Origin of the sequence: Mesorhizobium shonense, from assembly GCF_040545255.1 — a bacterium.
In the GTDB taxonomy this organism is placed as follows: Bacteria; Pseudomonadota; Alphaproteobacteria; order Rhizobiales; family Rhizobiaceae; genus Mesorhizobium; species Mesorhizobium shonense.
Window position 1 is genome coordinate 586,039 of sequence record NZ_JBEPLM010000001.1, and the last position, 16,024, is coordinate 602,062.

Annotated in this window: 11 protein-coding genes; 2 read left to right on the plus strand and 9 right to left on the minus strand. The window is 63.5% G+C overall.

Features of this window, described 5'->3' with window-relative positions; translation table 11 throughout:
- Window positions 1-22 precede the first annotated feature (22 nt).
- Window positions 23-1,615: a peptide ABC transporter substrate-binding protein gene (locus ABID26_RS03140; RefSeq protein ID WP_292371634.1), complete on the minus strand. Its 1,593-nt coding sequence runs from the start codon at window positions 1,613-1,615 to the stop codon at window positions 23-25.
- Window positions 1,616-1,987: 372 nt separating this feature from the next.
- Between ABID26_RS03140 and ABID26_RS03145 the strand changes: the two genes are divergently transcribed.
- Together ABID26_RS03145 and ABID26_RS03150 are read left to right on the plus strand one after the other, a co-directional pair.
- Entirely contained in the window at window positions 1,988-2,353 is a 366-nt protein-coding gene (locus ABID26_RS03145; protein WP_245460048.1) for a TadE/TadG family type IV pilus assembly protein, read from the plus strand.
- Complete coding sequence (locus tag ABID26_RS03150) at window positions 2,350-4,119, plus strand: pilus assembly protein TadG-related protein (protein WP_292371636.1); 1,770 nt, start codon at window positions 2,350-2,352, stop codon at window positions 4,117-4,119. Before ABID26_RS03145 ends, ABID26_RS03150 begins: the two co-directional genes overlap by 4 nt.
- A gap of 7 nt (window positions 4,120-4,126) precedes the next feature.
- Here the strand turns inward: ABID26_RS03150 and bglA are convergent, their stop codons facing one another.
- The 8 genes from bglA to glgB all read right to left on the minus strand — a co-directional run bounded on the left by bglA (window position 4,127) and on the right by glgB (window position 15,948).
- Entirely contained in the window at window positions 4,127-5,770 is a 1,644-nt protein-coding gene (bglA, locus tag ABID26_RS03155) for a beta-galactosidase BglA (RefSeq protein ID WP_354413729.1), read from the minus strand.
- Window positions 5,763-7,763, minus strand: coding sequence for a glycogen debranching protein GlgX (gene glgX / locus ABID26_RS03160; protein ID WP_354413730.1), 2,001 nt, complete (start codon window positions 7,761-7,763; stop codon window positions 5,763-5,765). The genes bglA and glgX overlap by 8 nt, the downstream gene beginning before the upstream one ends.
- A 184-nt stretch (window positions 7,764-7,947) precedes the next feature.
- Window positions 7,948-8,364: a hypothetical protein gene (locus tag ABID26_RS03165; RefSeq protein WP_126101382.1), complete on the minus strand. Its 417-nt coding sequence runs from the start codon at window positions 8,362-8,364 to the stop codon at window positions 7,948-7,950.
- Window positions 8,357-8,962, minus strand: a complete 606-nt coding sequence (locus tag ABID26_RS03170) for a nucleotidyltransferase domain-containing protein (protein ID WP_354413732.1) — start codon at window positions 8,960-8,962, stop codon at window positions 8,357-8,359. Before ABID26_RS03170 ends, ABID26_RS03165 begins: the two co-directional genes overlap by 8 nt.
- Before the next feature lie 271 nt (window positions 8,963-9,233).
- The gene (locus ABID26_RS03175; RefSeq protein ID WP_354413734.1) at window positions 9,234-10,862 is read right to left on the minus strand and encodes an alpha-D-glucose phosphate-specific phosphoglucomutase; all 1,629 of its coding nucleotides are present in this window, start codon (window positions 10,860-10,862) and stop codon (window positions 9,234-9,236) included.
- Window positions 10,863-10,865: 3 nt separating this feature from the next.
- Window positions 10,866-12,311, minus strand: a complete 1,446-nt coding sequence (glgA, locus tag ABID26_RS03180; protein ID WP_354413737.1) for a glycogen synthase GlgA — start codon at window positions 12,309-12,311, stop codon at window positions 10,866-10,868.
- A 96-nt stretch (window positions 12,312-12,407) separates the two neighbouring features.
- Window positions 12,408-13,673, minus strand: a complete 1,266-nt coding sequence (gene glgC, locus ABID26_RS03185; RefSeq protein WP_126101386.1) for a glucose-1-phosphate adenylyltransferase — start codon at window positions 13,671-13,673, stop codon at window positions 12,408-12,410.
- A 61-nt stretch (window positions 13,674-13,734) separates the two neighbouring features.
- Window positions 13,735-15,948, minus strand: a complete 2,214-nt coding sequence (gene glgB, locus ABID26_RS03190) for a 1,4-alpha-glucan branching protein GlgB (protein WP_354413740.1) — start codon at window positions 15,946-15,948, stop codon at window positions 13,735-13,737.
- Between the last annotated feature and the right edge of the window lie 76 nt (window positions 15,949-16,024).

Consider the following 16,024-nt stretch of genomic DNA (forward strand, 5'->3'; position numbering starts at 1 on the left):
GCGGCACGGCCAAGGTTACTTGTCAGTCCTTGGAGATGAAGCGGGACGGATGGATGTCCATCACATTGTCGTCGAAGCCATGCAGCTTCGTCGAAACGATGTCGTGGTAGCTGTAGTAGAGAAGCGGGATCTCGCCGACGTCGTCGACGAGGATGCGCTCGGCCTCGGCGAGGTCCTTCATGCGCTCCTCAGGCTTGCCGGCGGCGGCTGCTGCCTTGTCCATCGCGGCCTCATAGGCCGGGCTGTTGTAGTTCGAGTAGTTGTTGCCGCTTGCCTTGCGCGAGATGCCGAGGAAGGTCTCCGGATCCTTGTAGTCGGCGATCCAGGCGGCGCGGGCAACGTCGTAATTACCCTTCTGCTCGAGGAAGCTGTAGTGGGTCTTGGTGTCGGTGTTGAGCAGCGTCACCTCGACGCCGAGCGGCTTAAGCTGTTCCTGGATGGCGACCGCCGTGTTCTTGTGGTTCTCCGACGTGTTGTAGCGGATCTCCATCTTCAACGGATGCTCGGGTGTATAGCCGAGTTTCTCGAGGATCTTCTTGGCCGCGTCCTCGCGGTCGATCTGGGGCATGTCGGCGTATTTGGCCACTGCCGGCGTGTAGCCCTCGATGCCCGGAGGCACCATCGAATAGCCGGGCAGCATCGAGTTCTGCCAGACCTTCTCGGCGAGGAAGTCGCGATCGATCGCCATCGAGATGGCATTGCGCAGCTCGACATTGTCCCACGGCGCCTTGTCGGTCTTGATCGCAAAATAATATGTGCCGAGATATGGCCCGACACGGACCTGGTCACCGAATTTGGTTTTGAGATCGGCGAGCTGTTCGGTCGGCAGGTCACCATAACTGTCGAGTTCGCCGGCCTCGAAGCGCTTCATAGCCGACGAGCGATCCTCGGTCGGGATGTAGTTGACCACGTCGAGCTTGACGCTCCCGGCGTCCCAGAATTTCGGATTCTTGACCAGCTTGAGATGGTCGTTGGGCACCCATTCGGCCAGCGTATAGGCGCCGTTGGAAACCAGCTTGCCGGGCTTGATCCAGTCGGCGCCGAGCTTGTCCATGGAGGCCTTGTTGACCGGATAGGTCGCCTGATGGGTCAACATCTCCAGGAAGTAAGGCGTTGGCCCCTTGAGCGTGACTTCAAGGGTATTTGCGTCAATCGCCTTGACGCCCAAATCCTCCGGCTTGCCCTTCTTGGTGTTGACTTCCTCGGCGTTCTTTACGGGATAGAGCATGGAAGCGTATTCGGCAGCGGTGGCCGGATCTTCCAGCCTACGGAACGAATAGACGAAGTCGTCCGCCGTCACCGGGCTGCCATCCGACCAGAGGCCGTCCTTGCGCAGCTTGAAGGTGTAGACAGTGCCGTCGTCGGACACCGTCCAACTTTCGGCGGCGCCCGGAATGAGGTTCGTCTTCTGGTCGTGCATGACGAGGCCCTGGAACAGGTCGCGTATGATATCGGCTTCGTAGACCGTCGACGTCTTGTGCGGATCGACCGTCTCCGCCTCGGCGGCGGCTCCGCGGTTGTAGACGGTCTCGGCGAAGGCCGGCGTGTAGAAGGTGCCGGCGGCCAAGGCCATGGTGGTGGCGAACACGGTCGCCTTCAGCAGATTTTTCAGCATGAAGTTTCTCCCTTTGGACGCGGCCCCTCAACCACGCCTTGAGTGTTGACGCCCCGGAACCGTCCAACGGGCTCCTTTTGAGCGTGCTGCCAGTCCCTTCCGGCAGCTTGGTGGCGGGAGACTAGACAGAGCGAAATCTTATTTCAACTGCCCGCTGCTTGACGTTGAGTGAGCATCACTCTGCTAAAACAGCGAACTCTAATATTTAATCGCTCCATTCAACTTGGTGCACCTTTCGGTTGTTCCAGTCGTTTTCAGTTTTTGCAGGCAGGTCTTGGCATTCTCCGGACCATGCTGAAGAACCGAAAATTCCTTGCTCCTTGGTCTCGTTTCCGGGCTGACGCCGCAGGCACGTCAGCGGTCGAATTTGCCATGCTGGCGCCGATCTTCATCCTGCTTCTGCTCGGAATGGTTGCATACGGAATCTACTTCGGCGCCAGCCATTCGGTCCAGCAGATCGCAGCCGACGCGGCCCGAACGGCGATTGCCGGCCTCAACCAGACGGAGCGCCAGGCGCTGGTCACCGATTTCATTACCCACGACGTCTCGGGCTATGCCTTTGTCGACCCGAAGAAGCTGACGGTCGACGCCAAGGACAGTGCCGTCGACGGCAGCCAGTTCGTCGTCTCGGTCAGCTATGATGCGCGCAACCTGCCGATCTGGAGCCTGTTCCGGACGCTGCCGTTGCCGGGCACCACGATCCAGCGTCAGTCGACGATCCGGGTCGGAGGCATATGATGCGCAATTCCGCGGGGGGACTGATGGGCGCGACCCGACGGCTGATTGCCGACCGGCGCGCCAATTTCGCGGTCATGACCGCGCTCTGCACGCCGGTGACACTGGCGTTGACCGCGTTCGCGGTCGATGAGGGATCGCTCTACAACGAACGCCGCGCCGCGCAGTCGATCGTCGACCTCGCCGCGATCACCGCCGCCGGCCACATCAACAATGCCGAGCAAGCGGTGCTGACGACGCTGAAGGACAACGGAATCACATCGGTCGCCGTGCAGCAAGAAGGCACGACTGTTGCGCCAACCGCCAGCAAAGCCGTCGTGCAGGTCGTGCCCGGGCGCTATTCCGGGGTCAGTTCGATCGCGGCAGGCAGCCGTTTCGAGGCAGGCAAGCTGCCCTACAACGCTGTCCAGGTGTCACTGAAGAAGCAGGGAACGCTCTATTTCGCCGCCTCGGTGATGGCGCCGCCGGTGATCGGCACGACGGCCACCGCCAGCGCCCAGCCCGAAGCGGCGTTCTCGGTCGGGTCGCGCCTTGCCAGTGTCAATGGCGGCGTTCTCAACGCGCTGCTCGGCGGACTTCTCGGCGGCAATATCTCGCTCAGCGTGATGGACTATAATTCGCTGATCGCGGCCGATGTCGACGTGCTCTCCTTCACAGATGCGTTGGCGACGCAACTGCATCTGACCGGCGTGACCTATTCGGACGTGCTGGCCTCGAAGGCAACGGTCGGCCAGATCGCCACCGCCATGGCCAACGTGCCCGGGCTCGACCACACCGCCAAGCTCGCGCTGCAGACCATGGCCTCGAGCGCCACCAACTCGGTCAAGATCCCGCTCAGCCAGCTCATCGACCTCGGCTCAGTCGGCAAACTCGGCCTCGGACAGAAGCCCGCCGGGCTTTCGGTCGGCGCCAGCGCCATGAGCATGCTGACCGCGGCGGCCGCCCTTGCCAACGGCACGAACCAGGTCGCGGTCGATCTCGGCGCCACCATACCGGGGCTGACATCGACGACGCTTTCAATCGCCATCGGCGAGCCGCCGCAAGCTTCGCCCTGGCTGGCCGTGGGAGAATTGGGCACCGTGGTTCGCACCGCGCAGACGCGCATCAAGCTCAATGCCAGCGTCACCGTCGGCACTCCCAATCTCGGCGGCGGCATCAATCTGCTTGCAGTCAACCTGCCGCTCAATGTCGAGGTCGCCTATGCCGAAGCCAAGCTGACCGACATCAGCTGTCCGACCGGCCCATCCAGCATCAAGGTTACCATCGCCGCGCAACCCGGCGTCGTCGCCGCGCATCTTGCCAACAGCAACGCCAGCGGCTTCGCGGATTTCACCAAGCCGCAATCCTTCAGCGACGCCGAGATCGCCGATGTCAGCATCAAGCTGCTCCTGATCAACCTCAACCTGTTGCAGATCAAAGGATCGTCGGCCTTTTCGGTTACCAACACGGCGCCGACCAACCTCACCTTCAGCGCCACCGAAATCGCCAGCAAGGCAACCAAGACGGTGTCGACGAAGAACCTGACGCAGTCGCTCAGCACCTCGCTGGTGAACAACCTGTCGCTGACATTCAACGCGCTCGGCCTCGGTCTCGACGTGACCTCGCTGCTCGGCACGGTGAAGCCGGCGGTGACGACACTGCTCAACGGCGTGACCGCGCCGGTCGACGACCTCGTCTACAATGTGCTTGCGACGCTTGGGGTGCATGTCGGCGAGGCCGATGTGCGGGTGACCGGCGCGACCTGCGGACGCTCGGTTCTCGTCCAATAGCAGACCGTCAGCCAATTCTCCCGACGAAGCAACCCACAGGCGGCAGTGCCAGCGCAATCTCTTCGAGAACACCGCCAAAAACGCCGGCAACGTCAGCGGCGAGAGCGGTTATCTCGACGTCCCAGATCTCCGCCGGCAGCGTCCAGCTTGCCGGCTCGCCGGCGAAATTGAAAACGCAGAGCAGTCTCTCGTCGCCCTGCTCGCGGACAAAGGCCAGCACGTCGCCCTCCACATCGAGAAACCGGATCGAGCCGCCGATCAGCGCCGGATGGCGCTTGCGCAAGGCCAGGATCGACCGATAGACGGCCAGCACCGAACCGCCTTCGCCATTCTGCACATCGACAGCGCGGTCGCGATGCGCCTGCGGCACTGGCAGCCAAGGCTTACTGGTGGAGAAGCCGCCATTTTCGGCGCTTGCTTCCCAGACCATCGGCGTGCGGCAGCCGTCCCTGCCCTTCACGCCAGGCCAGAAGCGGATGCCAAGCGGATCGCGCAGATCCTCATAGGCTAGCTCGGCTTCCTCCAGTCCAAGCTCTTCGCCCTGGTAGAGGCAGATCGAGCCGCGCAGGCAGGAAAGCAGCGCGATCGAGAATTTCGCCACCGTGTCCGGATTCTCGCCGGGCCGCGTCCAGCGGCTGACATGGCGCACGACATCGTGGTTGGAGAAGGCCCAGCAGACCCAGCCGTCGGCAACCGCGTTTTCGAAAGCCTCGACGCAGCCGCGCACATGGGCGGCCGAGAATTGCGGGCCGAGCAGGTCGAAGGTGTAGCACATCTGCAGCTTGTCGCCGCCGGACGTGTAGGCGGCGAGCGTCTGCAGCGAGCGCTCCTCGTCGCCCACCTCGCCGACCGCGGCGCGATCCGGATACTCGTCGAGCAGCGCGCGGAAACGCTTCAGGAAGTCGAGATTTTCCGGCCGCGTCTTGTCGAAGAGGTGCTCCTGGAAGGCATAGGTGGTGGTGGCGCCATTGGTGCCGGCGACGCTCGCGGCCAAAGGCGGATTGTCGCGCAGCCAGCGGTCGTGGACATAGTAGTTGACCGTATCCAGCCGGAAGCCGTCGACGCCGCGCTCCAGCCAGAAGCGAACGGTGTCGAGGACCGCGTCCTGCACCTGCGCTGTATGGAAATTGAGATCGGGCTGCGCGGCCAGGAAATTGTGCATGTAGTACTGCCGGCGGGTGGCGTCCCATTCCCAGGCGGGGCCGCCAAACAGCGATTGCCAGTTGTTGGGCGCGCTACCGTCCGGCTTCGCGTCGGCCCAGACATACCAATCGGCCTTGGGGTTGTCGCGGCTGGCGCGGCTTTCGACGAACCATTCATGCTTGTCGGACGAATGCGAGATCACCTGGTCGATGATGAGCTTCAGGCCGAGCCTGTGCGCCTCGGCGACCAGCGCGTCGAAATCCTCCAACGTGCCAAAAATCGGATCGACGTCCCGATAGTCCGACACGTCATAGCCCATGTCGGCCATCGGCGATTTGAAGAAGGGCGAAAGCCAGACGGCGTCAACGCCGAGCGAAGCGATATGGGCGAGACGCGCGGTGATGCCCTTGAGATCGCCGCTGCCGTCGCCGGTGGTGTCCTGGAAGGAGCGCGGATAGATCTGGTAGATCACGCAGCCGCGCCACCATTCCGAATTGCCGTCAGCCATCACGAACCCTTTCCGGCGCGGTCGCGCGCCGCTCGATCATGAGATTCACGCTGCGGCCAGGCAGCGGCCGCATAAGGTCGACCGCTTGCGTCTCTATAGCCGAGAGCCACACGAAGCCTTCCCGCGCCGGCAAGGTGAAGACGCATTGGCGACGGTCGCCATTGACCATGACGGCAAGGCGACCGCCCCTGCTGTCGCCGAGCAGCATGACGAGGCGATGTCGCCGGGGATCGTTCCAGTCGGCGTCGCCAAGCGGCGCGCCGGTCTCGGTCAGCCAGAGGACATCGGGGATTTCCGATTCGGCGGCAGGCTCGCCGGTCAGGAAATGGGTGTCTGACAAGATCGGGTAGGCACGGCGCAGTGCCGAGAGCGATGAGACGTATTGCTCCAGCGCCTCGTCGCGGCGGGCCCAGTCGAGCCAGGTGATGGCGTTGTCCTGCGCATAGGCGTTGTTGTTACCCTTTTGCGCGCGGCCGAACTCATCGCCGGCGGTCACCATGATCGTGCCGCGCGAGGCAAAGAGCGTCGCAAGCAGCGCGCATTGATCGTCGAAGCGAGCCTTGGTGATCGCCGCGTCATCCGTCTCGCCCTCGACGCCATTGTTCCACGACAGATTGTCATTGTGGCCGTCGCGATTTTGCTCGCCATTGGCCGTGTTGTGCTTGCGCTCGTACGCGACGAGATCAGCCAGCGTCATGCCGTCATGCGCGGCAATGAAGTTGACCGCGCGGCTCACCGGCTGTCCGGCCCTGCCGAACACATCGGAGGAACCGGCAAGCCGTGTTGCGAGTGCGCCCACCACGCCGGCATCCCCGCGCCAGAAGCGCCTGACATCGTCACGGTAGCGGTCGTTCCATTCGAGATAAGGCGGCCGAAAATTGCCGAGCTGATAGCCATTCGGACCGATATCCCATGGCTCGGCGATCAGCACGCGGTCGGAGAGCACGGGATCGCGGGCGATGACCTGGAGCAGCGGTGCGTCGGGCTCGAACGCGCCGTCGACGCGGCCGAGCACCGGCGCCAGATCGAAGCGGAAACCGTCGACGCCAGCGAAGCGGGCGAAATGGCGGAGCGTGTCGAGCACCATTTCCCGCACGACCGGATGATCGCAGGCGACCGTGTTGCCGGTGCCGGTGTCATTGACCAGCCGGCCGTCCGGCAGGTGCCGGTAATAGGCTTGCGTGTCGAGGCCGCGCAGCGACAGCGTCGGCCCGAGCCGATCGCTCTCGCCGGTATGGTTGAAGACGAGGTCGAGGATGGTGCCGATGCCCGCCTCGCGCAGCGCCGCGACGGCGCCGCGCAATTCCATAAGGCCGCCGGGCGCCAGCCGCGGATCGAGCGCCATGAACGTGATGGGGTTGTAGCCCCAGGCGTTGCTCAGCCCCAGCGGCGGTAGATGCCGCTCGTCAATCGAAGCGGTGATCGGCATGAGCTCGACGGCGGAGACGCCGAGACGCTTCAGGTGCTCGATGACGGCCGGATGGGCGAGTGCCGCGATGGTACCGCGCTGCGCCTCCGGGATGTCCGGATGCAGTTTGGTGAAGGAGCGAACGTTGAGCTCGTAGATGAGGCCGCCGGGCCGGAACAGCGGCGGTTTGACTGCCAGGGGTTTAGGCAGCGGACGCGCTATCGCCTTCGGCATCAACGGGGCAGTGTCGGCGCCTTCGTTGCGTTTGGCTGCAAGCCGCCAGTGGAATTGGTAAGGCCGGTCGATCTCGACCGCGTAGGGGTCGGTGAGGAGCTTGTCCGGGTCGAACCAGAGGCTGCGCTCCGGCGCGTAGTCGCCGTCGGCGCGAAAACCGTAGCGCGTGCCGTCGGCAAGACCGGAGACGAAGAGGGCATGCACGCCCTCGCCTTCCGGTTTCAGTTCCAACCGGTCGAGCTCGCGCGCGCCGTTGCCGTCGAAGATCGAGACCCACAGGCGTCTCGCCGACGACGACCAGACGGCAAAGCGGATGCCGTCGGGGGTGACGGTAGCGCCGAGCTGGCTCACGGGCACCTCCCACCCCTCCCTTCTCCCCTTGCCGGAAAAGCCGGATTGGCGTGCAGCGCCGAGACGGATGAGGGGTTTTGGAAGGAACGAGGCATTAGCGAGTTGAACGCAGGTCTGCGCAATTCGGTAGCAACCGCCGCCAACACAATGCGAGGACGACAGAAAACAGCATTACCGGTCCATCTCAAAGAGCGAGTTGTTGCTCGGCCCATGCGGCGAACTCTTCTAGGCGCTCCAATGCCTTTTCGGCATCATTTCGAGTCTTGGCCCTTGATCCGTACTGGACCTCGTCCTTCTGCTCCAGAAGTGCACGCAGACTCGTCTCCTGCTTGGCAGGGAGGGCCTTGCCCAGAGCCGCCCGCAAGAGCTTGACGACGGCCTGGTGGTCGTCCTGGTTGATTTCGCCGCGGAGCTTGGCCGTCAAGGCATCGGAATAGGCTATCGCACAGTTGATAACCGTCGACATGGAAGGGTTTCCGATGTCACCTGGATCAGCAACGAGGTTGCTGTTTCGTGCATCTTTAAGGAACCCGCGGGCGATCAGGAGTCTGCTAGTGACATAAGCGGCGTCTTTCTTTTTGGTGGATCTGACCCTAGCCATGCAACGCCTCTTGCAACGACACTGCGTCTTCGGGGCGGCTTCCAGCAAGGACGATCGCGTCCTGCTTGATGTTTTCCCACCACGGATCCTTGTCCCTCGCGAGGCGTCGGACATCATCGAAGTCGAGGCCGACGACGTTGGGGAGGAAGACCAGCCTCTCCGCCGGATCCCTGAGCGCTTGCCGGAGACCTTCCACCGCTTCGGCAAGATCATCCGCTCGGGCAATGAGGCCGATGTCGAGGTCGCTGTCTGGACCGTCATCCCCGCGCGCCGCGCTGCCATAGACGAAAAGGCTGAAGACGGGTCTTTGCGCCGCATTTTGGCGCACAGCGTCCAGGATCGCCGTAAAACGGTTGCTCTCGGCTTTGAAGAGGGCGGCCAACGTAGGGGCGAGATAGTGGCTGTCATCAAAGCGGTACAGCCTCGAATGCCCCGATCCCGATGCGACTACAATCCCCAGGGTTTCGAGCGCGACAAGTCCGAGCCGTACGCTTTCCCGAGATAGCCGGCTCCTGCGAACGATCTCCGAGGCCGCAAGCAGGCCACCATGCTCCACCAGCGTGCGGAGAACCCTAAGGTTCGAGTCGACGCCGAGCATGGCAGTAAGTGGCCTTCGTATCGCGCTTTCCCGTTCCGAACGAGCCAAGAGCCCGCCTCCATATCCGGTCAATTGCCTTGATATCTAGCTAATTTACTTGATATTCGGGCAAATTGACGTTGTCAATGATAGCGCATCCTTCGACGTGCACGGGGTAGCGGTTGCTATTAAATTGCGCAGGTCTGTGCCAAGCTGGAGCACCCTTATCTGACCGAACTTCGCTCGGCCGCCTTCTCCCACAAGGGGAGAGGGGGAGCCCTTCCCTCCACACTCAAGTAATCACGCTCGGCTTGTCGCGGCCGGTGTGGCTCTTGATGCCGGCGATGTCGTCGGCGGCGGCGATCAGGTCGGCGAGCGCTTCCTGTGTGTCGAGATCGTGCCTCGCCTTGTCCGGCTCGTAGCGTTCGATATAGACGCGCAGCGTGGCGCCGGACGTGCCGGTACCGGAGAGCCGGAAGACCACGCGCGAACCGCCCTCGAACAGGATCCGGATGCCCTGGTTCTTGCTCACCGAACCGTCGACCGGGTCGTGATAAGCAAAATCGTCGGCGTTGGCGATCTTCAGGCCGCGCAGGGTGGTGCCGGGCAGCGATCCGAGCTTGGCGCGCAACTCGTCGACCAGCGCGTTGGCGCGGTCGGTCTCGACCTCCTCGTAGTCGTGGCGCGAATAGTAGTTGCGGCCGTAGGTTTGCCAGTGCTTGGTGACGATGTCCTTGCAGCTCTCGCCGCGCACGGCGAGGATGTTGAGCCACAAAAGCACGGCCCACAGCCCGTCCTTCTCGCGCACGTGGTTGGAGCCGGTGCCGGCGCTTTCCTCGCCGCAGATCGTCGCCATGCCGGCGTCGAGCAGGTTGCCGAAGAACTTCCAGCCGGTCGGCGTCTCGTAGATGCCGATGCCGAGCTTCTCGGCGACGCGGTCGGCCGCGCCGCTGGTCGGCATCGACCGGGCGATGCCCTTCAGGCCTTCCTTGTAACCGGGCGCCAGATGCGCATTGGCGGCAAGCATCGCCACCGAATCCGAAGGCGTGACGAAAATGCCTTTGCCGATGATCAGGTTGCGGTCGCCGTCGCCGTCTGAGGCGGCGCCGAAATCCGGCGCGTCAGGGCCCATCATCTCGTCATAGAGATGTTTTGCATGCACCAGGTTCGGATCGGGATGATGGCCGCCGAAATCGGGCAGCGGCTTGAAGTTGCGGCAGGTGCCGTTGGGGGCGCCGAGCCGGCGCTCGAGGATTTCCTTGGCATAGGGACCGGTCACCGCATGCATGGCGTCGAAGCGCATGCGGAAGCCGTATTTGAAGTTGGCGCGGATGGCGTCGAAGTCGAACAGGCTTTCCATCAGCTCGGCATAGTCCTTGACCGGATCGATGATCTCCACCGTCATGCCGCCGGCCTTGACGGTGGCGATCGTGTCGATGTCGATCGCGCCGATATCGGCGATCTTGAAGCTCGATATCGTCTTGGTCTTCTCGAAGATCGCGTCGGTGATCTTCTCCGGCGCCGGGCCGCCATTGCCGGCATTGTACTTGATGCCGAAATCCTCGTGCGGGCCGCCCGGATTGTGGCTGGCCGACAGGATGATGCCGCCAAAAGTCTTGTATTTGCGGATGATGTTGGAGGCGGCCGGCGTCGACAGAATGCCACCTTGGCCTACCATCACCTTGCCGAAGCCGTTGGCGGCGGCCATGGCGATGGCCTTCTGGATGACCTCGCGGTTGTAGAAGCGGCCGTCGCCGCCGATCACCAGCGTCTTGCCTTCAAAACCTTCCAGCGCGTCGAAGATCGACTGGATGAAATTTTCCGCATAGTGCTCCTGCTGGAAGACGGGCACTTTCTTGCGCAGGCCGGACGTGCCGGGCTTCTGGTCGGTATAGGGTTTGGTGGGGACGGTCTTGATCATGCCTCAGGCAGCCCTTTTCGAAAGCAGCAAGCGATAGAGTTCGACGTATTTCTCGGCGCTCTTGTCCCAGGAGACATCGGCCTTCATGCCCTGGCGCTGGATCGAGGCCCAGGTCGCGGGCCTGGCATGCGCCTCGACCAGCCGGCGAATGGCATGCAGCAGCGCGCCGCCATTGTTCGGCGCAAACTGGAAGCCGGTGGCGACGCCGGCTGAAAGCGCCGCCTCGTTGGCGTCGATGATGGTGTCGGCGAGGCCGCCGGTGCGAGCGACCACCGGCACGCAGCCATAGCGCAGGCCGTAGAGCTGCGTCAGCCCGCAAGGCTCGAAGCGCGACGGGATGACGATGGCGTCGCAGCCGCCCTGCATGATGTGGGAAAGCGCTTCGTCATAGCCGATGACGACGCCGACGCGGCCGCGGTGCCGGGCGGCGGCGGCAAGCAGTGAGCCTTCGAGGCCGGCATCGCCCGAACCCAGGATCGCCAGCCGCGCGCCGCGCTGAACGATGCCGTCGACGACCGAGGCCAAAATGTCCATGCCCTTCTGCCAGGTCAGCCGGCTGACGACGCAGACGATCGGGCTGTCGTCATTCTCTAAATTGAAGCGATCCTCGACGGCCTTGCGATTAAGGCCCCGCGCCTGCAGCGTCTCGGCAGAATAGTTGGCCACCAGATGCTTGTCGGTCGCCGGGTTCCAGATGTCGACGTCGATGCCGTTGACGATGCCGTGGAGGTCGGTGGCGCGCATGTTGATCAGGCCGTCGAGGCCCATGCCGAATTCCGGCGAACGGATCTCCTGCGCATAGGTCGGGCTCACCGTGGTGATCGCCCAGGCGGCCTGCAGGCCGGCCTTGAGAAAACCGACGCCGCCATAATATTCGACGCCGTCGAGCTGCATCGCCACGCCCGGCAGGCCGAGCTCGCCAAAGATGCCGGCGCCGAACTGTCCCTGGAAGGCAAGGTTGTGCACGGTGATCAGCGACGGCACGCCGACCGCCTTGCCGTAGCGCATGTAGGCGAGCGTCATTGCCGACTGCCAGTCATGGGCATGCACGATGTCGGGCTGGTAGCCGGAGATCGCGCCGCCGGCGATGTCGCCGCCGACCTGGCCGAGCGCCGCGAAGCGCCGCCAGTTGTCCGGCCAGTCGGAACCGGAGGCAGTACCGTAAGGCCCGCCCTGGCGGTCGAAGAGATGCGGCGCGTCGAGCACGAAGAGATCGAGCCCGCCGACCTTTACGGCGTGGACGGAAGCCTTGCCGCCCTGCAGCAGCGGACACTGGTAGACGGCCTTCTTTTTCTTGAAAGCCTCCATCACCACAGGATAGCCGGGAATAAGCGTACGCATCGCCACGCCCTTGCCGGCGAGCCCGATCGGCAGCGCGCCCGTCACGTCGGCAAGCCCGCCGGTCTTGATCAGCGGGAAGATTTCGGGCGTGACCGACAGAACCTGCATGCGCTCTACATTCCGAACTTAAAGTGACAGCTTGTTGATCAATCTTGTCAGGTTGACAGCTTGTTGCTCGACCTTATCAGGTCGACAACTTGCTGATCAGGTTGACAGCTTGTTGATCATGTCCTGGGTGATCAGGCAGATGCCCTTTTCCGAAACGCGGAAGCGCTTGGCGTCGAGCGCCGGATCCTCGCCCACCACCAGTCCTTCGGGGATATGGACGCCGTGGTCGATGACGACGCGGTTGAGGCGCGCGTTGCGGCCGACCTGGACGTCGGGCAGCATCACCACTTCCTCGAGCTTCGAATAGGAATTGATGCGCGCGCCGGTGAAGATCAGGCTGCGGCGCAGCGATGCGCCGGAGACGATGCAGTCGCCCGACACCAGCGAGGAGATCGCCTCGCCGCGGCGACCATCCTCGTCATGCACGAACTTGGCCGGCGGCTTCAATTCGGCATAGGTCCAGATCGGCCAGTCGCGGTCATAGAGATCGAGCTCTGGCGTGACGTCGGTGAGGTCGATATTGGCTTCCCAATAGGCGTCCACCGTACCGACATCGCGCCAGTAGGGCTCGGCCTCATGCGAGGAGCGTACGCAGGATTTGGCGAAACGGTGCGCGATCGCCTTACCATGCTCAACGATGTAAGGGATGATGTCCTTGCCGAAGTCGCGGCTGGAACCGGGCTCGGCCGCGTCTCGGCGCAACTGCTCCATCAAGAACTTCGTCTTGAAGACGTAGATGCCCATCGAGGCGAGCGCAAACTCCGGCTTGTCGGGGATGCCGGGAGGATCGGCGGGCTTTTCGACGAAGGCGATGATGTTGTCCTTGCCATCGACATGCATGACGCCGAAGCCGGTCGCCTCCATGCGCGGCACTTCGAGACAGCCGACGGTCACGTCGGCATTGGCGTCAACGTGCTGGCGCAGCATCAGCTCGTAGTCCATCTTGTAGATGTGGTCGCCGGCCAGGATGACCATATATTCGGGCCCGTAGGCCTCGATGATGTCGATGTTCTGGTAGACCGCGTCCGCCGTGCCCTCATACCACTGCGTTTCCGACACGCGCTGCGAGGCGGGAAGGATGTCGAAGCTCTCGTTTCGTTCGGGCCGAAGGAAGTTCCAGCCGCGCTGCAGGTGACGGATCAACGAGTGTGCCTTGTACTGGGTGGCGACGCCGAGACGGCGTATGCCGGAGTTCAACGCGTTGGACAGCGCAAAATCGATGATGCGCGTCTTGCCGCCGAAATAGACCGCGGGCTTGGCGCGCCGGTCGGTCAGCTCCTTGAGGCGGCTGCCGCGGCCGCCCGCCAGCACATAGGCCATGGCATCGCGCGCCAGCGGCTGGGTTCTCTTGATCTCTGCCATTGTTTGCCTCCCTCCTAAGCTGTCCGGAACTTTGCTTCGGCAAGATGAGATATCATCTGCTTCAGTCCGCGACGAATTCCAGCATGATCGTCGACAGCGGCGGCAACAACACCATCGCCGACGTGCCGCCCCCTTCCTCGCTGGCTGCGACCATGCCGCCATTGCCCATGCCGGAGCCGCCATAATCGGCGGCGTCAGTGTTGATGATCTCGCGCCACTCGCCCGCCTTCGGCAGCGGCACACGATAGTTCTCGCGCGGCACCGGAGTGAAATTGGAGATGACGGCGATCGGATTGCCGTCCGGCGCGCTGCGCAGCCAGGCAAAGACCGAGTTGTCGCGATCGTCGACGATCAGCCAGGAGAAGCCTTCCGGCTCGCAGTCGCGCGCATGCAGCGCCGGGCGCGACCGGTAGAGGTAGTTCAGGTCCCGCACCACCTGCCAGACGCCGCGATGCGGTGCGAAGTCCAGCAGGTTCCAGTCGAGCGCGCGTTCCTCGCTCCACTCGCGGCGCTGGGCGAATTCCTGGCCCATGAACAGAAGCTTCTTGCCGGGATATCCCCACATGAAGGCGTAATAGGCGCGCAGCGTCGCGAACTTCTGCCAGTCGTCGCCGGCCATCTTGTGAAGCAGCGTGCCCTTGCCGTGCACGACCTCGTCATGGGAGAGCGGCAACACGAAATTCTCGGAGAAGGCGTAGACCAGGCCGAAGGTGATGTCGTTGTGGTGGTGCTTGCGATAGATCGGCTCCTTGGAGAAATACTCCAGCGTGTCGTGCATGAAGCCCATGTTCCACTTGAAGCCGAAGCCGAGCCCGCCTTCATGCACCGGCCGCGAGACCTTCGGCCATGAGGTCGATTCTTCCGCGATCGTCATCACGCCGGGATGGTGACCGTAGAGCTCCTTGTTCATCTTCTGCAGGAAGCTGACGGCCTGCAGGTTCTCGCGTCCGCCTTTCTCGTTGGGGATCCATTCGCCCGCCTTGCGCGAATAGTCGAGGTAGAGCATCGAAGCGACCGCATCGACGCGCAGACCGTCGACATGGTATTTTTCGGCCCAGAACAGCGCATTGTTGACGAGGAACGACACCACCTCGCGGCGGCCGAAATTGTAGATCGCGGTGTTCCAGTCGGGATGGAAGCCCTGGCGCGGATCGGCATGCTCGTAGAGCGCGGTGCCGTCGAATTGCACCAGCCCATGCTCGTCGACCGGAAAATGCGCAGGCACCCAGTCGAGGATGATGCCGACGCCTGCGCGATGGGCGCCATCGACGAAGCGGGCGAAGCCGTCAGGATCGCCGAAGCGGGCGGTCGGCGCATAGAGGCCGGTCGTCTGGTAGCCCCAGGACGGGTCGTAGGGGTGCTCGGAGATCGGCAGGAACTCGATATGGGTGAAGCCGGTGTCGACCACATAAGGGATGAGCCGCGCGGCGAGCTCGTCCCAGGTGAGGAACGTGCCGTCGTCGCGGCGCTGCCACGAGCCGGCATGGACCTCGTAGATCGAGATCGCCTCGCGCCTGGGGTCGGCCTTCTGCCAGAAGCCGCGATGCGCCTCGTCGCCCCATTGATGCGCCATCGGCGGCGCCGTCACCGAAGCGGTCGCCGGGCGCAGCTCGGATTCGAAGGCGAAGGGGTCGGCCTTGAGCGGCAGCCGCACACCGTCGGGGCCGATGATCTCGAACTTGTAGGGCTGGCCGGCGCCGAGGTCGGGAATGAACAGCTCCCAGATGCCGGTATCCTTGCGGTCGCGCATGGTGTGCCGGCGGCCGTCCCAGTCGTTGAAGGCGCCAACCACCGAGACGCGCCGGGCATTGGGCGCCCAGACGGCGAAATGCACGCCGGTCGCGCCCTCATGCTCGATGATATGGGCGCCGAGCTTGTCGAAGAGCCTTAGATGCGAGCCCTCGGCCATGTAGTAGTCGTCCATCGGCCCCAGCACCGGGCCGAAGGAATAGGGATCGGTCAGCCACCAATCGCCGCCGGCATTTCTGGCGTGATAGCGTAGCGGCTGGCGCTTGCGGATCGAGAGCCTGCCTTCGAAGAAGCCGGCATCATCGCTGCGGATGAGGTCCCCGACCTCCCTGCCGGTCAGCGTGTAGGCGGTGACGAATTCGGCATTGGGCACGAAGCAGCGGGCGACGAAGCCTTTGCCGGCTTCATGCAGGCCCAGGACGGCAAAGGGATCGCCATGCGTTCCGGCGACAATCGCCGCGACATCGCCGGCTGGCGCCGGTCCGTCCGGCCCGCTTGTCGCAGCGGTCGCGCGCGGCTTCCTCATCAGGCGGTCGCCCTCCCCGGGCACCAGTCTTTGTTTTGGTGCATGTCGTTGTCCCAAAACCGCTTCGCACTTTTGG